A 23,402-nucleotide genomic window follows, 5' to 3' on the forward strand; every position below is an offset into this window, starting at 1 on the left:
TCAAGCTGCTTGTTTCTCAGTGAAATACCACGAGATAGCAGCCTCAGTAGACTTCAGGCAGCCACTATCTGACCCGCGCTCCCTGACCATCTATCCCTGCTCGCCAGAAGAACAACCAGTCTTTAGCAATCACGCCCCTCACTGCCTCACTGCCTGATGATCAGGCTCCTGGGAATGACCTGTGAGAGAGTGGCCCGCGCTAGATTATATCATCTATCGTCGTATCTGTTTCTATGCGATAGAAAACTATATGGATTTGGTAATATTAATAAGACGATAGAAAGCGTCAGAGTAGGAGGATTAGAGGCGTAAAGACTGCTCTTTTGAGCACAAGGTCATTCTCGTCCTGGTTCCTGTCAGGAGAACCAGGATCAAAGGCTTAGAGCAGCGCGCCAGCGTTACAGGTCAGCAGCGCTGGCAATAACTTTTGCCGGCTCAAAGGAGAAACTGCGACTCCCTCAGCCCTGTCGGCGCTCTAGCCAGCGCTGGAGTGCCATCTCAACCGTTGTGCCGACCAGGAGCATCACCAGCAGGGACGCCAACACACTCCACAACAGCCCATTCGTCAGGCCAGGGATCAACGTTGCCAGTGTCACCAGCAGTGCGAGCGTGACCTCGGCCATGCCGGCCTTCCCCATCAGATTGCCCAGCAGCGGCCCCAGCACCAGCAGCAAAGCGCCTGGCAGCAAAGCTAAGAGCGCCCGTCCCACACCGCGCAGCGTACGGTGCTCATAGATCCAGCCAGTCAGCAATGCTGCTATAGGAGGCATGAGCAAAAATGGAGAAAATGACAGCCAATGCCCTGCCAGACTAATCGTTGCCAGAAAAAGCGCATAGACCCCATTCACCAGTGCTCCGCGCCAGCTTCCCCATAGTGCTCCAGCCAGCAATGTGCCGCTGCCCACCAGCGAGCCACCGATCGCCGTATAGAGCCAGAGCGGCAGGCCCAACGTCTGCCAGGGAGCTGGCAGCAAAAGCAGCGGAAGAAAGGGAACGATGAGCGTGCTTACATAGGCGAGCAGCCAGAAAAGCCATCGAGAAAAGAGGCCGTCACGCACCAGTGGCAAATAATTCAGGGCCATTGGAGGTGGAGGCAGGCGCGGCGGAGGAGTCCCCGTCTCAGCATAATACGAAAAAGCAGCGGGAGCCTGCTCTGTTGGCAGGGCCGCGGCGGTTCCAGCCGAGAGGGGGCCTCTCCCAGACGCCGACAAAGGCAGTGGGGCGCCGGCCATGAGCACCGCCACCCCGCTGACCTGCTCCAACGCCTCCGCGAAAGCGCGCACCGAAGGGAAGCGGGCGCGCCAATCCTTGGCCAAGGCCCGCAGAATGACCTCCTCCACTGCTGCGGGCACCTCCGGGGCCCGAGCGCGCAGCGGTGGGGGCATCACCGTGCAATGGCGCACTGCCACCTCAGCAAAGTTGCCCGTAAAAGGCGGTGCTCCACAGAGCCACTCGTAGAGCACCACCGCCAGTGCATACTGATCGCTCTCCGGGCGTGGGTGGGCCTGAATCTGCTCCGGCGCCATATAGAGCACCGTCCCAGCTAAATCCTGGCTGCCAGCCGTGCCGTCCACAGCGTGGCTCAGCGATCCTGTTGTCTCCAGGATAGTCGCAATGCCGAAATCGGCCAGGCGCAACAGACCATCCTCACCGAGCAGCATATTCTCCGGCTTCACGTCGCGATGGACGATGCGCCGCTCGTGAGCATACTGCAGTGCCTCCGCCGCCTGGCGCACATAGCTCAGGGCCAACTCCAGAGGCAGGCGGCTGCCGCGCGGATAGCGCTGGCGCAGCGAGCCGCCTGGTTGATAATCCAGCACCAGATAGGGGAGGTGCCCCTCATGTAGCCCGAAATCCAGCACGCGCACAATATGCGGGTGTACCAGGGAGGCAATCGTTCGCGCCTCGCGGCGGAATTGCTCGATCGCCTCGGGGCCGAGCGCCGCATGCAGCACCTTGACCGCGACCTGGGTCTGCAGATACACATGGGTCGCCAGATAGACCTGGGCAAAACTGCCCGCCCCAAGTAAGTGCTCCAGGCGATAGTGGCCGAACTGCAGACCGCTGTAGTCCCTCATTGCTCCTATCCCTTGCATGCACAGTGTGATCAGCTACTCAGAAGCCTCCCCTCCGCGCCCAACCTGCTTGCTCCCCTGGGCTCGTCGCAGGCACCCTGGCCCGCCTCAGCCCTGCCTGGCCACGAACTCCCCGCGCATAAAACCCTGCAAATAATCGCTTGCTGGATGGCGCGCGCGCCGGATCGCCTCCATCACCGCCTCTCGATCATAAGGAACGCGTCGCAGCTGAAGCTGGTAACCGCTGTTGTTAGCCTTGACAATTGCATAGCTGGCCACCAGCTCCGGCGTCACCGGATTGCTCACGCTGCCCAGGTTCACCACCCGAATCCCTGACACCGTACGATCAAGCGGGATATGGGTATGGCCAACACAGATCAGATCGGCGTTACAATCCTTCACCAGGGCCTCCAGCTCAGCCTCGCTCAGACGGGGATGGATGCCCGGGCCATCATCGGTACCGGGAGCGGCGTGCACCCCGAGCAAGCGCGTCCCATCCGGCAAAGTCAGCCGCTGTTCCAGGGGCAGGCGGCCTAACCAATCCAGCCAGCCAGTGGCCGTCAAATAGCCCTTTGTCCAGGCAAAGCTCTTCACCGTACTCAGCAGCTGTGGCAGCAGCTCAAGGCGGCTCTGGGCCTGAATCTGCTCGATCGAGATGGGCAGCTCATCGCTCACCACATAGCGGTCAGTATTCCCACGTGTAAAACGCACCCGTGGCAGTTTTGTCACCCGCTCCAGCACGGTGACAGGATCATAGCCAATGGCGACCAGATCGCCCAGAATCCAGTACTCATCGATGGGTCCCTGTCTCTGGACATCGGCCAGCACTGCATCCAGCGCGATCGGGTTGCCATGAATATCCGACAAAATCGCAATGCGCATGCCAGAAGTCCTCTCTTCGCTGTAGCTCAGTTGCAGTCAACTCAAGTATCTTACAGAGAAAACGCCTCTTTTACCGGAAAGCAGAACCGATAGAGCCAAAGAACGCATCAGCGTGCCAGCTTCGACTCAACAGCGATCACGTACGAGAGGAGGGTAGTTCTGGGCTGCCTCTCTCCTCACCACCTTGGGGGAGGTCTGACCAGTACCTCCGAAAAACCCTGGGAACCCAGCGGCGCAGCGGTCCTGCTCTGTCGCGCCTCAGTCAGGCGGTTCACAATGGTACATCTCTGTAAAGGATAGCACATCGGTAGCCGTCTGGTAGCTATTACAGACTATCGGGCTATGGCTGAGATTCCTGCCGGGGTGAAGAGAGGCTCCTGACGCGGAAGAGCGCGAGCAGGAGAATAAGCAGAGCAGGGTGGGGAAAATCTATGAGAGGTACAGCTCAGCGTTCCTGAAGCATATAGCGGATTTTCAGGGCGATCTGTAAGGAGAGGCGCAGCTCTGAATCCTCAAGGGACTGGCCGAGCAATTCCTCGATGCGCTCCAGGCGATAGAGCAGCGAATTGCGGTGCATATGCATAGCGCGCGCGGCCTCGCTCAGGTTTCCATTGCAGCGGAAGAAGCACTCCAGCGTCTCGATCAACTCGCCGCCGCGGCTATCGTGTTCCAGTAGCGGACCGAGCGTCTCGCGGTAGAAGGCCGTCAGCTCCTCATGGCCATAGAGGTGGAAGAGGAGGCGATAAATTCCGAGGCGAGCGAACGAATGGAGGCGGCCCTCGCCGAAGAGGCGGCGCCCAATCTCCAGAGCCTGCTGGGCCTCCCGCATCGACTGCCCGATGCCCTGGATCTGCTGAGCGATGCGTCCGACGCCCACCGAGTAGAGCGGCTCGCTCTCGTTACGTGCCGGCGAGCGCGAGCCGCCAGCGGAGGCGCTTTCCCCCTTCAAAAAATTGGTGCTCTGCAGGATACGACTATGTACTCGTTCCAGGCGTGACAAAAGCGTCTGCTCTAGCTCATGGTCGGAGTGCGCATCGCTGCCACCGGTGCGCAGGTCGCCGAGCGGCAGCAAGGCCGTCACTCGCTGCTGCTCCGTAACCACCCAGGCCGAAGGCCAGGAGCGCAGGAGCTCCTCGCGCACACGCCGGCTCCAGCCCGCGGCGATCGTCCCGGCCAGCGGAGTCCCCTGCTGAGGGGACAGCTCAAAGACCACCACCACCTGGGGAGGAGTCAGATCGTGGCCTAACAGGCGGGCGCGGGTCTGCATCTCCTCCGGCTGCTGGTAGTTGCCCTGAACCACATCGAGGAAGGCCTCCAGCTGATAGCGGCTCTCCACCTCGCTGCGCTCGCGCTCGCGCACAAACTCCAGCGCCAGAATGGGAGAGACCTGGCCAAGTAGCAGGCGCTCCTGATAATCGAAAGTCTGCTCCCGGCCCACTAAAGAGAGGTAGCCGACGATCTCGTGGCGGATCAGAATCGGGACCACCACACGCGCCAGGCCCTCTTGACGCAAAGCGTCCTCGTCCTGCAAAGGGGGCAGACTGGGGGGCAGCATGCCCTCCGGCAAGACAGAAGGAGGAGCCACCTGCCAGCGGGGCGAGTAGTCCGCCTCTTGCACCACGACCCATTTGCCAGTCACGCGCGCCAGATGCTCGCAGAGGCCCTGGATGCCGACGCCCTGGACACTGAGCTGCATCAACTGGTGGGCCACCTCAGTAGCACGGCGCTCGATCTCGCTGCGGAAGCTGGCCACAAAGGTAATGACCTCGCGCACGATCTCCTCCAGCGGGGCCGAGGCTGGCAGGTAGATCAGCGGCAGGTGCAGCCGGTTGGCCACGGCCTCAGCCTCCGACCCCAGGGACTCGATCGAAGGGGCAGCGACCGCCACCGCGGCGATCCCTTCCCGATGCAGCGTCTGCAGCAAGTGTGGCAATGTTTCATCGAGGCGACGCAGCTGCGTCAGGCTGAGCAGCGCCAGCTCGCCGCCTCGGATGCTCTCAAAAGCTGGCAGGCGGGCGCGCATCCGTAAAGCCCAGGTCACGCGGCGCTCCAGTCCCTCGGCGCCGGCTACCAGCTGGGCATCGCGGGAAGCGAGCAGAGTTAATACGTTGCGCACCGTCGCCGCTGAAGCGGGGGACGGGCTAGTCATCGCAGCGCCTCCATACAACAGGGAAGCGCGGCGTTACCGCCGCGCCGTATTCGAAGCCGCACTCGCGCTGGCTCGCTGAGCCTTGCGCTTCTCCCTGTGTTTCTTCTCCTTAATGCGATGTTTGCGCAGAGCGACTCGTTTCCGCTTATTCATAGCAAGCACAACCTCTTTCCAGATGAGAGTAGCTCAATAGATAAGAGAAGAGATGCAAATCAGAGATAGCAGCAGCAGCGGCCATTGACCGGCAAGCATCCTGGCGCCTGGCGCGGCTGCCAGGTCGAGACGAGAAGAGCGGGCGCTGCGCTGGGAGAAGCAGCCAGGCCGTCCCTCCCTGGCGGGCTGGTGCCGGCCTGCTCTTCTGGCTACTCCTCGACATCGCTACCCGACTCGAAATCGAGGTCGCTGTACTCATCGCTATCGTCAGCGCCCTCGTAGTACTCATCCTCGCTGAGCAGCTCATCCTCCTCGTCGCGGTCGTAGCGCAGCATGCTATCCTTCGTGTACGGCCTGACGAGTTCACCACCAGCCTGGGCCGGGAAGCTCACCGTGCCCACCATGCTGGGATGCTGATAGGATTCGCTGATCACCACGCGGACGTGGTTGTTATCCAGCGTTGAGATGGCGGCCTCGTAGCGATTGCCGTGCTCCATCAGGGTGATCAGGCGGTTGGCCAGCCGCGGCTCAATCTGGCCGATCCGCTCACCCGTAGCGGAGCGCACGTAGATCGCATGGCCATCGCGCTCCAGCTGGACCTTCTCGCCGGTGCTGACCCGGGCCAGCACCTGGGGTTCGGCCAGGTTGATCAGGTCGGTAGTCGTCCGCTTGCCTGGCTCCTCGTTGAAGATCACCGGATCGATGGCGACTGTGGCAGCGTTGATACGGGCCTGATCCTCCTGGATAAGAGCGAGCTGTTCCAAATTTTTGCGTGCGATCGTGTTATTAGGATTGAGCTTGAGCGTCTGTGAGTAAGCCTCGCGGGCCTCGGCGTACATACCCAGCTCGCGGTAGGCCTTGCCCAGGCGATTGTAGGCCTCGGCCTCAGTTGGGAAGAGGCTCAAGATATTCTTGTTTGTGACCACTGCTTCCTGCCACTGGCTGGTCAGGGCTTGCTGAATGGCCAGCTCCGTCCACTGTTTCTTCAGCCGGGCCTTCTCCTCCGCCGATAGCGCTTGCGTCATCAGAAGCCACCTCCATCTACGAACGAACTGCGAAATGCCGCGGGCCAGGGCCTGGCCCGCCTATTATACCGCAACGGCGCAACCCTGCAAGGACCAGGCGGTAGCGCGCTCGATGCGCACCTGCACCAGGTCGCCGGGGCGCAGCGCCTCCAGATCGACGCCCGCCTCGCGTCCATCGTGGAAGGACAGATGTCCTTCGTCATCAGCGGGAGGGAAGTAGACCAGCTTATTGCCGCGATTGCGGCCCTTCCACTGACGGCGGCCATGCAGCGTATTGCTCTCCTCGATCAGCACTTCCTCCACCCGTCCCACATAGTGCTGATTCAGTTCCAGCGCAATGCGGGCCTGCAGTTCCTCAACGGCATGCAGCCGGCGTTTCTTCTCGGCCAGCGGCACATCGTCGGCCCAGCGGGCTGCCACCGTGCCCGGGCGAGGTGAGTAGGCGGCCACGTGAACGACGTCGAAGCGGATCTCTTCCAGCAGGTCGAGCGTATGCTGAAACTCCTCCTCGGTCTCGCCGCAGAAGCCAACGATGACATCCGTCGAGAGCGTCACGCCAGGCCACCAGGCGCGCAACTTGGCAATCAGCTCGCGGTACTCGGAGATCGTATAGCCACGCTTCATGCGACGCAGCACGGCGTCGTCGCCCGACTGCACAGGAATATTGACATGCTCGCAGACCTTGGGCAGGGCCGCCATGCGCTGGATCATGCGATCCGTCATGTGACGCGGGTAGGAGGTCATAAAGCGGATGCGCGTGAGGCCCTCGATCTCGCTCAGCTTCTCCATCAGGTCGGCCAGGTCGGGCTGGCCGGGCAGATCGAGACCATAGGCCTCGATGGTCTGGCCGAGAAGCGTCAGCTCGCGGGCCCCCTTGGCCACCAGGGACTGCGCTTCGGCGTAGACCTCCTCCAGCGGGCGGCTGCGCTCGCGGCCCCGGCGGTAGGGGACAATGCAGTAGGTGCACACCTTGTTGCAGCCCAGGATCACCGGTAGCCAGGCGGTAGGAGCCACGTAGCGCGCCTCGATCCGGGTCGGATAGTGGGCTACGCGCTCGCCTGGGCGAGGGGTGATGGCCATCGGCAAGACCGTGCGCTGCCCGCTCCGGTTGAGCGAGGTGGCGATCGTGGGCGCCGGCTGGCTCTGCTGTGGGTGCCCCTCTGCCTCCAACGGCAGGGGCTGGAGCTGATGCAGCTGGCCGCTCTCGTCCTGATACTCAATATCCAGGCAGCCCGCTCCGGAGATAGGCGTCCAGCGCTCTTCGAGGAAGCGCGGCAGGATATCTGCCTGCTCTACCTTGAAGAGCAGATCGATATGGGGATAGCGCCGCGTCAGCTCGTCGATCGTCTTCTGATTGCCGATCATGCAGCCCATCAGAGCAATCAGCAGGTCGCTGCGCCGCTCCTTCATCTGCTTGAGGCGCACCAGCAGATTGTGGGCCTTCTCCTCGGGCGCCTGGCGCACGCTGCAGGTATTGAGCACCACCAGATTGGCCTGCTCCAGGCTTGCCTCTTCCCACCCCAACTCATCAAGCATGCTCTGAATGCGCTGCGAGTCGGCCTGATTCATCTGACAGCCGACCGTCCAGATGTGATACTTCCCCTTGGGAATGGTGGCAGTTGTGGTCATGATGGATCGTCCCTCTCCGAGCCTCAAGGCTTTACATGCATGCTTCCTTCTGTTCAGCGCGTACTCTGTCGGCTTCTCTCTCCTGTACCTGCCTACCCTGCGCTGGCTGGCAGATAGCCCTCTTTCGTGGAACCCTCTCTTTTCCTGGCTGGGTATTATACACCATCTACTCGGGATTTAGAAAGCCCAGACTTTGAGGTTGCGATAGGCCACCTCTGTTGGTTGCCCGCCATCGGCGAGTGGCACTGAGAGGAGAGCCAGCTGTCCGGACCGATAGTGCCCATCGGTGATCGCCACCACCTGTTGGTGATTGAGGTAGAGCGTCAGGTGGTGGCCGCGGGCCACGAGCGCCAGCAGATTGGTCTGGCCGAGGCCGCGTTGGTAGTTCAGGGCGACGCCCCGCGTCAGCTCCTCGGCCTGGTTGCCGCCGGTGTAGGCAAACAGCGTATAGATGCCGGTCGTGCTGATCTGGAAGAGGTAATATCTGTTGTTACCGATATCCGCTCCCCGGAAGAGCAGCCCGCCCTGATCCCCTGCTACGATTGTCATCTCGACTTCGAGGGTGAAGTCGCTGTAACTGATGCCGTTGCTGCAGTGGTCGAAGTAGCGTGGGTCCTGGCTCACGACGTGATAGGCGCCAGAGCGGAAGGTACAATGAATGCTGGTTTCCCAGCCGATGCTGTTCTGCGCGTCGCTCAGGGGGGTGTAGAGTACCAGCTTGCCCCCGCCCGGTGGGTAGGGATTGGGATTGGCGGCGATCACCGACGCGGTTGCCTGAGCGGCAGCTGTGGCCTGAGCCACGACGCTGGCCTGCCCATCTGCCTGCCTGGTGGCGACGAAGGCAGTAGCGGCGGCGCTGGTGGCGGTAGCGCTGGCCTGCCCCTGGGCCTGCTGCAGGTGCTGCTCCAGCAGGGCCGCGCTGCTGATCACTACCAGAAGAAGCACAGCGGTCGTCACCAGCCAGAGGGGACGCCTTGAGCTGGCGCTCTTCCGCTGAGCCGGTGCTGACCGGGGCCAGGATGGTGACGGAGAGGGGGGGGTCTGCGGAAGTGAAGCCGGTGTTTGAGAAGATGAGAGCGCCGCCTGCCCTGCCGTTGGGAGAGAGGAGGCGAGCGCGGCGGGTGCTGCCAACTGGAGCCGATCGCCGCTGAGTAGCGTAGGGACTGCTTCCTCGGAGGAGAGGCCGGGTGCTCCACCTGGGGGTGGTCCGGGCAGGACGGTGATGGTAAGCTGGAGCGAACCATAGGTGCCATCGTCTCGGCGCCGCCCCTGGCCAGTAAAGCTCAGTTGCTGGCCCGATTGAACACCCGCCGGCAGCGTAATCGGCAGCTGGCGCCCATCGGGTAGGGTGAGAATGCGGCTGGTGCCGGTTCTGGCCTCCTCGGAGCTGATGGCCAGGGTGGCGTACAGATCGTTGGCGCGCTGTGGTTCGGACGGTGAGGGCATTGTTGACTGTGACCTCCTGATTACCTCCTGCTGAGTACACGCCGCCGGGCAGGCGTGGTCAGAAAGGTTGTAGGCTTATGGCCGCGCGCGGCTCCCTCTTCCTTCTTCTAAAACGGCTGAGCGGGCCGCCATTGGGACCCTGGCTTGCAGGTCCTCTCAGGAGAGAACGCGCTGGGCCTGCAGAATCCGCAAGCCACCGAGGAGCAGACAGAGGTCCGCTACTTGTAGGAAGAACAGGTTGTTGAAACTGTTTGTGATCCCAGGAATAGAGAGGAGAAGGATGATGAGCGGAAACAGCCCGAAAAGGAAGGTCGGCCCCGGATGGAGGCGCCAGCAGGCGGGGCGCAGCCACCAGACCAGCAGCGCCAGCCAGAGGGCCAGGGCGGCGATGGCGTCGGCGACCGTCATCAAGGAGCGCTGATCGGGGGCGGTCAACAGATAGTCGGCCAGGACGGCGCCGCACCCTCCCAGCAGAGTCAGGGCAAAGAACCAGGTGTCCCAGCGGGGGGCACGCGCCCGTTCTGTGGCGAAGCAGAGATACATGCCCAGCAAGGAGAGGTTCCCCGAGGCATTCAAATAGGCGACCGCCGCCGGCTGGGAGCTGGCGCGCAGATTGAGGAGCAGATTGAGGCCCACAAAGCAGGCCCACAGGCAGCCGAAGATAGCTCCCAGTCTCACCCAGGCTGTGCGCCCTCGAACCAGCAGTCCGAGCCAGAGCAGCAGTAAGGCCGCCAGATGAGCGAGCTGGGGCCAGTTGCCGCCGTAGAGGTGGGCCAGCCAGCCGTTGGTCAGGAGACATTCAGCGCTCAGGCCCAGACCAAGGGTCAGAGCAAAAACCACGATGAAGCCTGGCGTCCACAGCACCGTCTCGGCTGGCTCGCTTCTCCGATCTCTTTCTTCTGTTGCTGGCCCCTCAGCCGGCGTCAGGCTGGAGGGGGCCGGTGCCGTCTCTGGGCAGGTTGCCTGCTCTGGCAGGGTGGGGCGCTCATACTGAGCCGCGGCCCGCTCCGGCGGCTCGATGGCGCTCTCGGCCATGCTCTCTCCCTCTTTTCTTCTCAGAATAAGCCTTATGCTTCTCCCCCTCAGCCTCCTCGCGCGGATCAACTCCCCTGCATTATACTCCACCAGAGGTGGAGAGCAGTAGCGCTTGCCGCCAAGTCCTAGACGGGGCGGGCTGCCTGCCTCTCGGCTCGCCGGCCTGCTCTACTCAGCCAGCTCCACCCCAACGATGCGCGCCGCCTGACGACGCAACACCTGCAGCCCTTCGCTGAAGTGCACGGGATATGGCTCCTGCACTGTCAACGCCCGGTACTTCTCGGGCAGGGCGGCCAGATTTTGCTGGGCTAGCTCGCGGATCTCCGAGAGCGGCGGCAGACTGCCCGGTACCATCTCGCCGTTGCGCATCACCGGCTTCAGCAGGCGGTGATAGCCGGCTGGGGCTGGTTCATGGGCCAGTTGCACCACGTCCTCCTCCCACTGAGGATGACGATAGATCTCTTTTTTGCCCGGCCAGGTTGATTTCTCGTGGGCCAGCTTCACCTTGGGGTACTCGGTGCCGTTCTCGTCGACGTACCAGACCTCTTTGTAGACCGCTCCGAGCGAACCGCCGGCGATCCCGCGCTCAACCGAGCCGGCGCCGCTCCCCAGGGCGGTACCGACGCCGAAGGCATCGATGGCTGCGCCGGCCTGCAGCAGCTCTAGAATCTTCCACTCGTCCAGGTCGCCACTGGCCAGGATGCGCACATGCTGCAGACCCGCTTTGTCAAGCTGCTCGCGAATGTAGAGACTGTCGGCCACCAGGTCGCCGCTGTCGATGCGTACGGCGGCCAGGGTATGGCCCAGGGTCTCCTGAGCGCGCAAGGCTACCTCGATGGCCGTGTGAATGGCGCGGCGCGGATCGTAGGTATCCAGCAGCAGCGTATAGCGGTTGTACGCCTGGGCGACGGCTTCGAAGGCCTCCTCCTCGCTGTCGAACAGCTCGATCAGGGCATGGGGGACGGTGCCGGTCGCCGGTAGACGGAACTCATAGGCGGCGTTCAGCAGCGAGGTGCTGGCGCAGCCGCCGATGTAGGCCGCGCGCGCGACCGTCATCGGCTCCTGGGCGCGACGGAAGGCGAACTCGGCCACGCGACGTGGCTGGCCCTGCTGGGCGGCGTAGACAATACGCGAGGCCTTGGTGGCGATCAGCGTCGCCAGGTTGATGGCTTGCAGGATGCCAGCCTCTAGCAGGAGCGCCTCGCGGAACGGGGCCGTCACACGCAGAATCGGCTCGTTGGGGAAGGCAATTGATCCTTCCGGCATAGCGAGGATCTCGCCAGTGAAGCGCAGATTGGCCAGTTCGTCCAGAAAGGCGGCGTCGTAGTCACGGATGCGCGCCAGAAAGGTCAGCTCTTCTTCGGTGTAGCGGAACGACTGCACGAATTCGAGCGCGGCCTCCAGACCGGCGACGAGCAGGTAAGCGCCGCCGAAAGGGGCCGTGCGCGCGTAAAGGTCAAAGGTAGCCAGGCCGTTGCGACCGGTGCGCCAGCTCACGTAGGCTGCGTCTGGATGGTACATGTCGGTCATTAATCCCGGGTGCACACTGGGGGCGCGGCGATGCATCGGAAGCCCTCCTCAGTTAGTGTACTTTATACCCTATTAAAAATCAGGGATATTGTACCACAAGCGAGCGGGGGAGGGGCAAGGAATCGGCTTTGCGGGCCTGGTGTCGATTGACACTCAGCCCTTTCGTGTGCTACTCTCTATCTGTTAGCTGACGCGAGTTCTTGCCGGTCTGGCACGCTTACCTGAAGCGTGCCGCCTCCGCAGAGAGCTGCCGCGGCTCTCTCGCGCTGTTGCGGTGGCCAGCCTTAGCGGGCGCAGGGGTAGCCTGGGAGGAGGGAGGCCGGTGAGCGACTCGGCGTGACCCGGCGTGACCCGGTGCGCATGGTGCTCAAAAGGTCGTTCTCTCTGGGCGTGTGTATGGAGCGAGAAAGGAAGGAGAAGCCACAGCGATGAAGAGGCAGGGGGGCAGCGATCTGGCGAGCCTGCCCTGTTGATCCTTTCCCCGTCTACGAAGCATCCAGAGCAAGTTGTCTGCGAGTAGGGGCATCTAAGCGCCTGCGGCCCTGGGCCGATGGCCAGCGCGCTCAGGCCATCCGCTTCCCTGGCTGCAGCCCAATGTAGACGAGCTGTTCCCTTATGGTCCTATGCCGTTCGTTCCAGGCCCCTGTATACTGAACTGAGGGCAGAAATTCACTCACGGGCCTGATCAAACCGACCACATGGAGGGTATCACCAATGACGACGAAGCGCGAAATCACGGTGACTGTGAATGGTCAGCAATACCGTTCAGAGGTCGAACCGCGCATGTTGCTGGTGCATTATTTACGCGATGTGCTGGATCTGACAGGTACGCACATCGGCTGCGACACCTCGCAGTGTGGGGCCTGCACCGTGCTGCTCAATGGCGAGGCGGTCAAGTCCTGCACCGTGCTGGCCGTGCAGGCGGACGGCTGTGAGGTGACGACCATCGAGGGCCTGGCTCCAGAGGGACAGCTTCATCCGCTGCAGGAAGGCTTTTGGGAGAAGCATGGGCTGCAGTGTGGCTTTTGTACGCCAGGTATGATCATGGCGGCCTACCAGTTGCTCAAGACCAACCCCAACCCGAGCGAGGATGAGATCCGCAAAGGGCTGGAGGGCAATATTTGCCGCTGCACGGGCTACCAGAATATTGTGCGGGCTGTCCAATATGCGGCTGAAAAGCTGCAGGCGGGCGCCTCGCAACCTGTGGGTGCCAGCGAGTAGCGTCAGGCCCTCCCTCTCTGGCCTGTCTCCTGTTGCGCTGAGCCGGCATCAGGCCGGCCCGGCCTCCAACCCCGTTGACCCGGCAATGCCAGCCGCGCCGGTCCGCGCCGGCGAGGCCCGGCTGCGCCCAGCTGTCGTTACTGGCGTTCGTATAGTCATCCAGCAGGAAGAGTGCTTACCTGGTTCAGACAGCGCTGTCTGCAGGCCGTCCGCCTTTCCGTTCCGTTCCATTCGAGGCCGGACGGGGGGAGGCGGGCTGCTGTGTTGGCTGGCTTGAACTGGCCAGGTCTCCTCTAGACGTCTCTGTTGCCTGTTACGAGGAGAAAGGAACGGTTGCTTATGGGTATTGCTGCACTGGTTGGTACGCCGATTAAGCGGCGCGAAGATCCCCGTCTGATCACTGGTCAGGCGACCTATGTCGACGATCTCAAGCTCCCCGGCATGCTCTATATGGCCGTCTTGCGCAGTCCCTACGGCCACGCCCGTATTCGCAGCATCAATACGGAGGCGGCCAAACAGGCGCCGGGCGTGGTAGCGGTCTATACGGCTCAGGACCTCAAGGGGGTAGTTGGTAATATCCCGGTGGCGGCCCCGTTGCCTCCGCACATCACGAATGGCATGGGCCGGCGCGGGCCGCTGGCTGAGGGGAAGGTCCGCTTCTACGGCGACCCGGTGGCGGTGGTGATCGCCGAGAGCCGCTACGGGGCGCGTGATGCCCTCGATCTAATCGAGGTCGACTACGAGCCGCTGCCGGCGGTGGTTGATCCTGAGAAGGCGGCTCAGCCCGATGCGCCCTTGCTCTATGAGGAGTTCGGGACCAACGTGGCCGCTTCGGTGCGCCCTCCAACCGATGAGATCGACCGCGTCTTTGCTGAGACGCAGGCCAACGGGGGCATTGTGGTCAGGCAGCGCATGGTCAATCAGCGCCTGGCCCCTTCGCCGATGGAGACGCGCGGCGTGGTGGCGGAGTTCCGCAAGGCGGATCGCACGCTGACCATCTGGAGCTCTTCGCAGATTCCTCATCTGTTGCGTAACTACCTGGCCGAGCAGCTCGGTCTGCCGCAGCATCAGGTACGGGTGATTGTGCCCGAGGTCGGTGGTGGCTTCGGCTGCAAGCTCAATATTTACCCCGAAGAGGCCCTGGCGGCCTTTGCGGCCATGAAGACGGGCCACCCGGTCAAGTGGATCGAGGACCGCAGCGAGAACCTGGCGGTGACCATCCACGGACGCGATCAGATCAATTATGTGGAGGTGGCGGCGACGCGCGATGGAAAGATCACCGGCCTCAAGGTCCATGTGGTCTCGGATCTGGGCGCCTACCTGCAGTTCTTTACGGATGTGATCGCGATTGCCTTTACGCTGCCGATGATCTGTGGCTGCTACGATATCCCGGTGGCCTATGGCAGTTGCGATATTGTCTTTACCAATAAGGCCCCGACCGATGCCTATCGCGGGGCGGGCCGGCCCGAGGCTGCTTATATCGCGGAGCGGGCCGTTGATCTGGTGGCTCATGCCCTGGGCAAAGATCCTGCCGAGGTGCGCATGATCAATTTTGTGAAGCCGGAGCAGTTCCCGCATAAGATGGCCACCGGTACGGTCTACGATAGCGGCAACTATCAGCTGGCCCTCGAGAAGGCCATGCAGTTGATCGGCTATCAGCAGCTGCGCGCCGAGCAGGCTCAGAAGCGAGCCCAGGGGAAGCTGATGGGGATCGGCATCTCTTCCTATGTGGAGATTTGCGGCATCGGCCCCAAGGGACTGACGCCGTTCGGCCTCTATGAGAGCGCGCGGGTACGCGTCGATCAGAGCGGCGATGTCTTGATCTATACGGGGGCTTCGCCGCATGGACAGGGCGAGGAGACGACCTTTGCGCAGATCGCCGCCGATGAGTTTGGCATTCCGATCGAGCGCGTGCTGGTGCTCCACGGCGATACCGATTCGACGCCCGAGGGACGCGGCACCTACGGCAGCCGTACGACGGCGGTGGGCGGTACGGCGGTCTATAATGCGGTGCAGAAGCTGAAGGAGAAGATGAAGCAGATCGCCGCCCATATGCTGGAGGCCAGCCCGGCAGATGTGACGCTGGAGGATGGCAAGTTCTCGGTGGCTGGGGCGCCGCAGAAGGCGGTAACCTTCGCCGAGGTGGCGGCGGCGGCCAATTTCTCGAATACGCTGCCGCCGGGGATTGAGCCGGGACTGGAGACGACGGTCTTCTTTGAGCCGGAGGCCTGTACCTTCCCGTTCGGGACGCATATCTGCGTCGTGGAGATCGATAAGGATACGGGCGAGGTGCATCTGAGGCGCTATGTGGCCGTCGATGATTGCGGGCGCCAGCTGAATCCGCTCCTGGTGGCGGGCCAGATCCACGGTGGCATTGTCCAGGGGGTCGGGCAGGCTCTCTTTGAGGGCGTGGTCTACGATGAGAATGGCCAGTTGCTGACGTCGACGTTCATGGACTATGCGATGCCGCTGGCTTCGGAGCTGCCTCCTTTTGAGCTGGATCATACGGTGACGCCAACGCCGTATAATCCGCTCGGGGTCAAGGGCGTGGGCGAGGCCGGGACGATCGCCGCTACGCCAGCGGTGGCCGGAGCGGTGGCCGATGCGCTTGGTCTACCGCATGTCGATATCCCGTTTACGCCCGAACGCATCTGGCGGATTATCCAGCAGCAGCAGGCCCAGCCGCAGGCGTGAAGTTGCCTGTGAGCTGTTGCCCTGACGAACGTCGCTGATGAAGGCCAGGGCCAGGGATGAGAAGGCGGTCCGGCAGGTGAGCAGGCCGTCAATCGGCTCTCTCTGGCTGGTCCACACTCCCTCGCCCTGGCTGACTGACTGACGTACGATGCGAGGAGGAGATGTCTGATGATTCCTGCCACGTTTGAGTATCATCCTGCGTCCTCGGTGGATGAGGCCATTGCCCTGCTCTCGCAGTACGGTGATGATGCCAAGTTGCTGGCCGGCGGCCATAGTCTGATCCCAACGATGAAGCTGCGTCTGGCTCAGCCAGCTCACCTGATCGATATTGGCCGCATTCCTGGCCTTTCTTATATTCGAGAAGAGGGGAATGTGGTAGCGGTGGGTGCCTTGACGACCTATGCGACGATTGAGCGCTCGGAGGTCTTGCGTCGCTACTTTGCCGTCTTGCCCGAGTGCGCTTCGGTGATCGGTGATCCGCAGGTGCGCAATCGGGGGACGATCGGCGGCAGTATTTCGCATGCTGATCCGTCGGCAGACATGCCGGGGGCGGTGCGGGCCTTGAAGGCGGAGATTCGTGTGCGCGGCCCCAATGGGGAGCGAACGGTCGCGGCGGATGATTTCTTCCTGGGGACCTTCACGACGGCCCTGGAGCCGGGCGAGATGGTGACGGAGATTCGTTTTCCACTGCCGCCGGCGCGCACGGGCAGCGCCTATACCAAGCTGGCTAATAAGGCGTCGCACTACGCGGTGGCGGGCTGCGCGGCGGTGGTGACCTTGGGGGCCGATGGCGCTTGCACGGCGGCCAGCGTGGTGATTACTGGGGCGGGGACGATGCCGACGCGGGCCTCGGCGGTGGAGGCGGCCCTGATGGGCAAGCAGCTGGATGAGGCGACGGTGGCCGAGGCGGCCAGCCATGCTGCTGAGGGCCTGGAGCTGATGGAGGATATTCATGGCTCGAAGCAGTATCGGGCGCAGATGGCCGCGGTGATGGCGCGCCGTGCCATTTTGAAGGCTGCCGAGCGCGCGCGCGGCTGAGGATCGACCTCTAAGCGGCGACTCCTCGTCCCCCCCGCCACTGGTCCACGGCTGGCAGGGCGCGGGACTTGAGGACCCTGGGCGGGCCAGCCCGAGAAGGCTCCGCTCAGGGTCCTCTTATTGTAAGGGCTTGATCTCTGTCAGAGACCTTCGTCAGCTTGGCCCTCCAGCAAAGAGGAGCCAGTTATCTGCCTTTGGCAAAATTTTTCTGATCCCTTTCCAAACCCCTGCAATACAGACGACAGCCCTTCAATTAGTCGCTGCTTGGCCTGTAGATGCGTCTGGGCCTCGGTTAGGGCCGACAAAGAGCACCCTTCGCGGTAGTGAGCGAAGGCTTGAGCGACTTGGCCCTGGGTGATGAAAAGGTCGCCTAATAGAATTTCACTGTGAGCCAACAACAGGCGATAGTCCTCTTGCCTGGCAAGTGCTTGGGCCTGAAGACAACAGTGGTTGGCCGCTGCATATTGGCCGGAGTGCTGCAGCACTCTGGCCATCTCCAAGAAACTGTTTCCCTGGAGATAGCGATTCTGGAGGCGTTGAGCGCCTTCACAGACGTTGCGGAGACGGCTTATTGCTTCTGGCCAGCTTTTTTTACAGGCAGCAAGACGGCCTAAGCCATACTCGCTGAGTAGGGCAATTTCTTCATCGCCCTTGCAATCCCTTGCCAGCATGTTCACCTGCTGGAATAGCTCTGCTGCTCGTTTAAGCTGAGTCTTAGCCAGAGCGATCAGCCCCTGATAATAGAAGAGGGTGGCGATTCCTGGTTGGTAAGCAGCTTGCTGGTAGTACGTAAGGGCTGCTTGAAAATGTTTTTCGGCATGGGCAAGTTCTCGAAAGGAGAGCCAGACCAGACCAAGCGCAGCGTGACTCATCCCTATCGCGAGAGTGTTGCCCCGGCCCTGTTCTGCAAGCTGGAGATGAAGGCGTAAGCCGGCCAGGCAGTAAAGGAAAGCTTCTGAGAGGCGCCCTTGTAGACGCAGCGCCTGACCGATCTCGCTTGTCAGGAAGGCAGACCAGCTAGAATCAGGGTCTCTTCTGTAGAAAGATAAGGCGCTCTGGTAGGCTTTCAATGCCAGTTGCGAGCGACCGAAGCGGCGGTAGATCAAGCCACACCATCCCTGTAGCCTTGCTGCCTCAGCCGGCAACTGGGCAGATACTGCTAGCTTCCAAGCTTCTTCGAAGATGCGCAATGCCTCTGCTAACTGGCCCTGTTGGAATGCCTGCCTGCCAAGCTTGGTCAGAGAATCGATGCGGCGGGACTGTGATGCATAGTCGCTCTCTTCTGCCAATGAAGCTGCACGGAACTGGGGACTAGTGTTGCTCATGTGGGTCTGGTCTCTCAGGCCGACCAGATGGGGCGGCTGGTGATCTGGCGGCTGGCAAGGATTCGCTATAAGCATAGATCCGCTCTCCTTTCTGTATTCCTGCCTTCTGAAGCTGTCCTTCGGCCAAAGATAGCTCGGCTCCAGGGTCTCTTGCCTCGGTTCCTCCTGTAGTTTTAATTCCCTTTATAGGAATTTTCTGATCAATGAAATTCTAGTATATGCTCAGTTCACTGGCACGCTAGGAGAATGGCTTTTGCTACCGTAGTTATCATGATATGCCTGTATTCAGGATGATCGGCGGAGCGAAGTTTATAGATTGTCTCGCATTGTTCATCCTAACCACGGATCAAGTAGCCCAGGATGACGGAGCTGAGAGCGCCAGAGGAAAAAGCCATCACTGCCTAGAGCCTGGGCGTGTAAGCTTCTTGTGAGCTGCTGTCTGCTCTTTATACTCATCTCTAGCTTTTCTGGTAACATCTCGTGGCTAGCTGTGACTTTCTCTGGACTGTCTCTTGAGCCTGTGAGGCATCTGGCGCCGTAAGCGAATGGATGGTATACTTTAGAAAAAGCATTTATATACTCTTGTATAAAAGGTTTCTCAGAAGAGGAACATCACACCTGGCTAGGTTCAGTTCTACTGTCAGGCTCCTAGAGGAGGCTCTCGCAGAATGGAAGAGAAGGACGTCATCGAGATCGATCCCAGGGGAGACTCCGTCAGACAGAAGCGGAGGGAGTCCTGGCTTGTGCTACGCACCTTCGGTTGGTTGACGGTGCAAGGGCCAGAGCAGGCCCCTAGGCGGGTATGGTCCAGTCGTGTCCTCTCTCAGGGAGAGCAGAGGGGGATTCGTAGAAAGAGCTTAAGCAGCTATCAGCATATTTTTGCGCTGTTGGCTGCCTTGTTGTGCCAGCCGGAGCGGCTAGCCACACGTGAAGACCTGCAGGAATGGCTCTTTGGAGACTATCCTCCTCGCAAGGCTGCGGCTCGGCTCGATGATACGGCATCTCGCCTGCGCTGTCTATTAAGGTCTGTAGCGCCAGAAGTCGAACCTGATAGATTGTTTTGGTTAGAGCAGGCTGGTGTAAGCAGGGCCTATCGTATAGCTCCCTATCCAACTGTCTGGTTGGATGTCGATGCCTTTTTATGGTATATGGAGCAGGCCAGTCGTTTTGAACGCTTTGGAGAGCAGGGTTTAGCCTTAGTCTGTTGGGAACGGGCCTTTCAGCTCGGGCGACGGGGTGCCTTCCTGACCGGCTGCTATGCTCCCTGGCTGGAAGCAAGACGTGAACTGCTCGAAGGCCTCCTTAGCCAGTGCGTTCAGGCACTCGTGCGCTGCTATCTGCATCAGGGGGGAATTGCTCAAGCTGAACTCTATCTTCGCCTCCTCCTGGAAAGGCAGCCAGAAAATGAAGATGCTTTTAGATTACTCGTGGAATTATTAGGAGAGAGAGGAGCATATCAAGAAATTGAAATAAGTTTTGGCCGTCTGCAGGAAGCGCTAGGGCGAGTGGGTCGCCGTCCAGAGCCTCAGACCGAAGAGCTTGTGGCTTACCTATGCGCGCGTCCTCTAGTGCGGTGGTTGGCAGTGCCTCATCTTCGGCTGCAGACCAGCCAGGCACATCAGAGATCAGGCGAATTGCGGACTGGTTGCTCCGTGGGCATTCCCAGTGAGCCATCCACGTGGCGATCCTCCTGTTCAGCTGTGCCCGCTAGCGTTGAATCTCAGCAACTCCGAGGGGTGAAAGAGGAGAGCCAGGACATGCCTTCATTCGACTATGCCCGACGGGAATTACTTCGTGCCTTGCATCGCATGGCGGTAGCCCTTGGGGCCGGAGCGGTTGGGACTAGCGAGCTTCTTCAGGCTAGTAAGGAGCTAAGACAGCCTGTTGCCCTCTCAAAAGCTTCTCTTGATTTGGACCTCTTATCTCTGCTCTTAAACTCTCTAGAAAAGCTTTTGCAGCAGGGAGAGCATCAGTATGTATTGACTGTAACGCAAAGTCTCTATGAGCGTTGGCTAGCTGCTCCCGACCTGCGCGATGACACGGAAATGGCCTCTTGGGAGTTACGCCTTGGGTTACTCATGGCGTGTGCTCTGGAGTATGTACTTTCTTGGTACCAACGCGCTCAACGGCTCATTGACTTCTATGATGAACTCGAGGGACGTTTTCTACGTGTTGGCAATCTCAAGAAGGACAAGGAGCGTCTTCATGCAGCGCAGTTGCTTGCTCGCCGTGGGAGGCATCAGCGTGTGCTCTGGCATTTTGACGAAGCTGAGCAGGCGTGTCAAGAAGGCCTCCAGTTGCTTCAGGGGCAGGAGCTGTCTCCCCTCTGGACTCATTTCCTGTGTGAGTATGCTCATCTCGCTGCTACCCGTGGGGATGAGAACTTGTGGCTGCAGCGGCTAGACGCCGCACGTAGCAGTGTGCTTGCGCTTCCTGGCAGTGAACGCGCCAAAGCGCTCAATCAGATCACCTATATGCAGGGAGAAGGCTACAAGCGCCTTGCTTTTCATCTGCGAAAACCTCTGGCGTTGGCTCGCCGAGAGCAAGCTGCACGTCTCGCATACCAGCTTTTCCAAGAGTGGAACGGCCTGACCATCGAACTGCCTGGCTTTGAGTCCCTGGTTATGCAAGTTTCTCGTGCTCAATGTCTCATTCTGCTTGATCCTGCAGCAGCGATCGAGGAGGCCCAGCGCCTGATTCTTGTGGTTCAGGATCACTATCCAACCCTCTTGGGAAAGCTATCGCGTCTCATCTGGCTAGCTGAGCAGCGCCTGCAGATGGGCGATGCTGGCTTCCTCACTCTCTTGCAAGAGGGGAAAACGATCGCCTACTCAGCAGGCTATCAGTTGCTCTGAGAGCGTTGTGAGAGGAGAGCAATCATGGCCGATCAGAACCATTCCTCGTCTGCTCCAAAGCTCCTGCAGCCTCTCATACGGGCGAGGGAGACAGTCCCTCTGGAGCCAACACGTCATGGGGCTCTCAAACGAGTCCTTCTTCATCGTGAGGAGGCGCTCTCGACCTTGTGTTTTGTCAATGAGGTAGAGGTTGCTCCCGGCGAGTCGATCCACAGCCACGCCCATGAAACGATGCAAGAGGTGTTTTATCTACTGGAAGGGGAAGGCCTGATGACGCTTGGTGAGCAGTCACTCACGGTGAGAGAGGGAGACTGTCTACTTGTCCCTCCTCTGCTGCCTCATGAGATTACGAATGCTGGCTCGCTTCCACTACGCTTTCTCTGCTTTGGCATCGCAGTAGATCAGCCGTAATGCAATGTCGCGATCTAGCTCGTCACTATCGTTGTCAGGCAAATTCTAACAGAATAGTTTCCTGCTGCCTAGAAGGGGGTAAACAGAGGAGAACGGAGATGGCGCTTGAAGAGAGGTATCGTAAAGAGCTGGAGAATAGCCGCAGCACCTATTTGATTGACTCTGAGAATGCCGGCGAATTAGCGCGCCTGATGCTGCAGGATCGCATCCTCACCGCAGGCATGGGCGGCCTCTTTCCCGAGTTTCCTGAAGGGGCGCCACTGCCCGAAGGGGGGCGCGTCCTCGACCTGGCCTGCGGCCCGGGAGGCTGGGCGTTGGAAGTGGCCTTCGCCTATCCCAAAGTGAACGTGATCGGCGTCGACATCAGCCAGGCAGTGATCGAATACGCCAACGCGCAAGCCTGGTCGCGCGGGCTGGAGAACGTCCACTTTCAGGTGATGAACGTCATGCAGCCGCTGGACTTTCCCGATGCCTCCTTCGATTTGATCAATGGGCGGCTGCTCTTTGGCTTCATGCTGCCAGGGACCTGGCCGAAGCTGCTGGCCGAGTGCCAGCGCCTGCTCAAGCCGGGCGGGGTGATCAGGCTGACGGAAACTGAACTGACGCTGACGACCAGTCCGGCCTTAGAGCGCTATCAGGCCTTGCTCTGCGATGCACTCAAGAAAGCCGGCCAGAGCTTCTCGGCAGATGGGCGTCATGTTGGTCTCACGCCGGTGCTGCCTAAATTGGTGAGGCAGGCGGGCTTTGCCAACGTGCGCCTGCGTGCCAGTGCCGTCGAGTGGTCGATGGGTACCGAAGCCCATTATCCGGTCTTCAAGGACTGGCTGATGGGCTTAGAACTTATGAGGCCCTTTGTGATGAAGATGGAGGGCCTCGATAAGAGCGAGTTAGAGCGCCTGGAGCAGCAGGCAGTGGCGGAGATGCAGCAAGAGGAGTTCTGCGGGCTGTACTCGCTGCTGACGGTCTGGGGATACAAGCCTCAGTAGAGCGAAGCAACAAAGGAGGAGAGAGAAGAGATGGACCCTGCAGGGGATGGTCAAGAGAGAGCGCGCAGTCAGAATACCTATGTGCTCAATTCCGAGGACGAAGCAGAATTAGCGCGATTGATGCATCAGGACCAGATGCTTAATCGGCATATGGGGGGCCTCCTCCCCGAGTTTCCCGCAGGGCCACCTCTCCCAGAAGGGGGGCGCGTCCTCGACCTGGCCTGCGGCCCGGGAGGCTGGGCCTTAGAACTCGCTTTTGCCTATCCCAGGGTCCACGTCTTTGGCGTGGACATCAGCCAGAGTATCATCGAATACGCCAACGCGCAAGCCTGGTCGCGCGGGCTGGAGAACGTCCACTTTCAGGTGATGAACGTCATGCAGCCGCTGGACTTTCCCGATGCCTCCTTCGATTTGATCAATGGGCGGCTGCTGTTGGGCTTCATGTTGCCGCAGGCCTGGCCGAAGCTGCTGGCCGAGTGCCGACGCCTGCTCAAGCCGGGTGGGGTGATCAGACTGACGGAGGCAGAGCTACCGCTGACCACCAGCCCGGCCCTGGAGCGCTTGCATGCCCTCTTTGCCGAGGCGCTCAAGAAGGCGGGCCAGAGCTTCTCAGCGGACGGGCGCCATGTCGGGATCACGCCGGTCTTGCCTGAATTGGTGAGGCAGGCGGGCTTTGAGGAGGTGAGGCTGCGGGCCAGCGCAGTCGAGTGGTCGATGGGTACCGATGCTTACTATGCTGTCTTCAAGGATTACCTGATGCTCCTGGAGCTGAGCCAGCCATTTTTGCTCAAGATGGGGATGGCCACTCAGGAGGAGCTGAAGAGGCTTGTGCAGCAGGCGCTTGCAGAGATGCAGCAAGACAAGTTCTGTGCCCTGTACTCGCTGCTGACGGTCTGGGGATACAAGCCTCAGTAGGGAACATCCAGGTCAGCGCCAGACTCGCCCGTG

The 23,402-nt window shown here is 60.8% G+C and carries 16 protein-coding genes and 1 pseudogene; 8 read left to right on the top strand and 9 right to left on the bottom strand.

The features are described 5' to 3' along the window. Nucleotides 1-458 precede the first annotated feature (458 nt). The 8 genes from A4R35_RS21545 to A4R35_RS21580 form a co-directional block, all read right to left on the bottom strand. Nucleotides 459-2,078 (bottom strand): serine/threonine-protein kinase, encoded by a 1,620-nt coding sequence (locus A4R35_RS21545; protein ID WP_189362161.1) that lies wholly within the window; start codon nucleotides 2,076-2,078, stop codon nucleotides 459-461. A gap of 105 nt (nucleotides 2,079-2,183) precedes the next feature. Next, nucleotides 2,184-2,957, bottom strand: a complete 774-nt coding sequence (locus A4R35_RS21550; RefSeq protein WP_112433102.1) for a metallophosphoesterase family protein — start codon at nucleotides 2,955-2,957, stop codon at nucleotides 2,184-2,186. Nucleotides 2,958-3,402: 445 nt separating this feature from the next. After that, a complete protein-coding gene (locus A4R35_RS21555; protein WP_112433104.1) occupies nucleotides 3,403-5,106 on the bottom strand; it encodes a helix-turn-helix domain-containing protein in 1,704 nt (567 codons plus the stop codon). A gap of 362 nt (nucleotides 5,107-5,468) precedes the next feature. Then, nucleotides 5,469-6,284 (bottom strand): tetratricopeptide repeat protein, encoded by an 816-nt coding sequence (locus tag A4R35_RS21560; protein ID WP_112433106.1) that lies wholly within the window; start codon nucleotides 6,282-6,284, stop codon nucleotides 5,469-5,471. Nucleotides 6,285-6,347: 63 nt separating this feature from the next. Further along, nucleotides 6,348-7,913, bottom strand: coding sequence for a MiaB/RimO family radical SAM methylthiotransferase (locus A4R35_RS21565; protein WP_146747300.1), 1,566 nt, complete (start codon nucleotides 7,911-7,913; stop codon nucleotides 6,348-6,350). Nucleotides 7,914-8,090: 177 nt separating this feature from the next. Continuing rightward, entirely contained in the window at nucleotides 8,091-9,359 is a 1,269-nt protein-coding gene (locus tag A4R35_RS21570) for a family 16 glycoside hydrolase (protein WP_112433108.1), read from the bottom strand. A 156-nt stretch (nucleotides 9,360-9,515) separates the two neighbouring features. Continuing rightward, entirely contained in the window at nucleotides 9,516-10,394 is an 879-nt protein-coding gene (locus A4R35_RS21575) for a hypothetical protein (protein ID WP_112433110.1), read from the bottom strand. Between the two features lie 168 nt (nucleotides 10,395-10,562). After that, nucleotides 10,563-11,960: a nicotinate phosphoribosyltransferase gene (locus A4R35_RS21580; RefSeq protein WP_112433112.1), complete on the bottom strand. Its 1,398-nt coding sequence runs from the start codon at nucleotides 11,958-11,960 to the stop codon at nucleotides 10,563-10,565. Nucleotides 11,961-12,638: 678 nt separating this feature from the next. Between A4R35_RS21580 and A4R35_RS21585 the strand changes: the two genes are divergently transcribed. The 3 genes from A4R35_RS21585 (at nucleotide 12,639) to A4R35_RS21595 (ending at nucleotide 16,877) form a co-directional block, all read left to right on the top strand. Then, nucleotides 12,639-13,145, top strand: coding sequence for a (2Fe-2S)-binding protein (locus tag A4R35_RS21585; protein WP_112433114.1), 507 nt, complete (start codon nucleotides 12,639-12,641; stop codon nucleotides 13,143-13,145). Nucleotides 13,146-13,484: 339 nt separating this feature from the next. After that, nucleotides 13,485-15,839, top strand: coding sequence for a xanthine dehydrogenase family protein molybdopterin-binding subunit (locus tag A4R35_RS21590; protein ID WP_112433116.1), 2,355 nt, complete (start codon nucleotides 13,485-13,487; stop codon nucleotides 15,837-15,839). Nucleotides 15,840-16,007: 168 nt separating this feature from the next. Further along, nucleotides 16,008-16,877 (top strand): FAD binding domain-containing protein, encoded by an 870-nt coding sequence (locus A4R35_RS21595; RefSeq protein ID WP_112433119.1) that lies wholly within the window; start codon nucleotides 16,008-16,010, stop codon nucleotides 16,875-16,877. A gap of 140 nt (nucleotides 16,878-17,017) precedes the next feature. Here A4R35_RS21595 and A4R35_RS21600 read toward each other — a convergent pair whose 3' ends face one another. Next, the gene (locus A4R35_RS21600) at nucleotides 17,018-18,277 is read right to left on the bottom strand and encodes a tetratricopeptide repeat protein (protein ID WP_112433121.1); all 1,260 of its coding nucleotides are present in this window, start codon (nucleotides 18,275-18,277) and stop codon (nucleotides 17,018-17,020) included. A 593-nt stretch (nucleotides 18,278-18,870) separates the two neighbouring features. Between A4R35_RS21600 and A4R35_RS25430 the strand changes: the two are divergent. The 5 genes and pseudogenes from A4R35_RS25430 to A4R35_RS21620 form a co-directional block, all read left to right on the top strand. Next, a pseudogene (locus A4R35_RS25430) lies at nucleotides 18,871-19,731 on the top strand (AfsR/SARP family transcriptional regulator); the annotation flags it as partial. Nucleotides 19,732-20,181: 450 nt separating this feature from the next. Then, nucleotides 20,182-21,057 carry a hypothetical protein gene (locus A4R35_RS24850; RefSeq protein WP_223258527.1) on the top strand — a complete coding sequence of 292 codons (876 nt, stop codon included), beginning with the start codon at nucleotides 20,182-20,184 and terminating at the stop codon, nucleotides 21,055-21,057. 24 nt (nucleotides 21,058-21,081) lie between these two features. Further along, nucleotides 21,082-21,468, top strand: a complete 387-nt coding sequence (locus A4R35_RS21610; RefSeq protein ID WP_112433125.1) for a cupin domain-containing protein — start codon at nucleotides 21,082-21,084, stop codon at nucleotides 21,466-21,468. A gap of 98 nt (nucleotides 21,469-21,566) precedes the next feature. Continuing rightward, nucleotides 21,567-22,454, top strand: coding sequence for a class I SAM-dependent methyltransferase (locus A4R35_RS21615; RefSeq protein WP_189362164.1), 888 nt, complete (start codon nucleotides 21,567-21,569; stop codon nucleotides 22,452-22,454). Between the two features lie 30 nt (nucleotides 22,455-22,484). Further along, the gene (locus A4R35_RS21620) at nucleotides 22,485-23,369 is read left to right on the top strand and encodes a class I SAM-dependent methyltransferase (protein ID WP_112433129.1); all 885 of its coding nucleotides are present in this window, start codon (nucleotides 22,485-22,487) and stop codon (nucleotides 23,367-23,369) included. Nucleotides 23,370-23,402: the final 33 nt, after the last annotated feature.

The sequence above is a fragment of the Thermogemmatispora tikiterensis genome, from assembly GCF_003268475.1.
Classification (GTDB): Bacteria; Chloroflexota; Ktedonobacteria; order Ktedonobacterales; family Ktedonobacteraceae; genus Thermogemmatispora; species Thermogemmatispora tikiterensis.

Bases quoted from the DNA above. Each gene is read 5' to 3' on its own strand.
- A4R35_RS21555 (WP_112433104.1), bottom strand. From the start codon at position 5,106: ATGACTAGCCCGTCCCCCGCTTCAGCGGCGACGGTGCGCAACGTATTA.
- A4R35_RS21600 (WP_112433121.1), bottom strand. From the start codon at position 18,277: ATGCTTATAGCGAATCCTTGCCAGCCGCCAGATCACCAGCCGCCCCAT.
- A4R35_RS21560 (WP_112433106.1), bottom strand. From the start codon at position 6,284: ATGACGCAAGCGCTATCGGCGGAGGAGAAGGCCCGGCTGAAGAAACAG.
- A4R35_RS21545 (WP_189362161.1), bottom strand. From the start codon at position 2,078: ATGAGGGACTACAGCGGTCTGCAGTTCGGCCACTATCGCCTGGAGCAC.
- A4R35_RS21550 (WP_112433102.1), bottom strand. From the start codon at position 2,957: ATGCGCATTGCGATTTTGTCGGATATTCATGGCAACCCGATCGCGCTG.
- A4R35_RS21595 (WP_112433119.1), top strand. From the start codon at position 16,008: ATGATTCCTGCCACGTTTGAGTATCATCCTGCGTCCTCGGTGGATGAG.
- A4R35_RS21610 (WP_112433125.1), top strand. From the start codon at position 21,082: ATGGCCGATCAGAACCATTCCTCGTCTGCTCCAAAGCTCCTGCAGCCT.
- A4R35_RS21615 (WP_189362164.1), top strand. From the start codon at position 21,567: ATGGCGCTTGAAGAGAGGTATCGTAAAGAGCTGGAGAATAGCCGCAGC.
- A4R35_RS21585 (WP_112433114.1), top strand. From the start codon at position 12,639: ATGACGACGAAGCGCGAAATCACGGTGACTGTGAATGGTCAGCAATAC.
- A4R35_RS21570 (WP_112433108.1), bottom strand. From the start codon at position 9,359: ATGCCCTCACCGTCCGAACCACAGCGCGCCAACGATCTGTACGCCACC.
- A4R35_RS21575 (WP_112433110.1), bottom strand. From the start codon at position 10,394: ATGGCCGAGAGCGCCATCGAGCCGCCGGAGCGGGCCGCGGCTCAGTAT.
- A4R35_RS21580 (WP_112433112.1), bottom strand. From the start codon at position 11,960: ATGCATCGCCGCGCCCCCAGTGTGCACCCGGGATTAATGACCGACATG.
- A4R35_RS21565 (WP_146747300.1), bottom strand. From the start codon at position 7,913: ATGACCACAACTGCCACCATTCCCAAGGGGAAGTATCACATCTGGACG.
- A4R35_RS21620 (WP_112433129.1), top strand. From the start codon at position 22,485: ATGGACCCTGCAGGGGATGGTCAAGAGAGAGCGCGCAGTCAGAATACC.
- A4R35_RS21590 (WP_112433116.1), top strand. From the start codon at position 13,485: ATGGGTATTGCTGCACTGGTTGGTACGCCGATTAAGCGGCGCGAAGAT.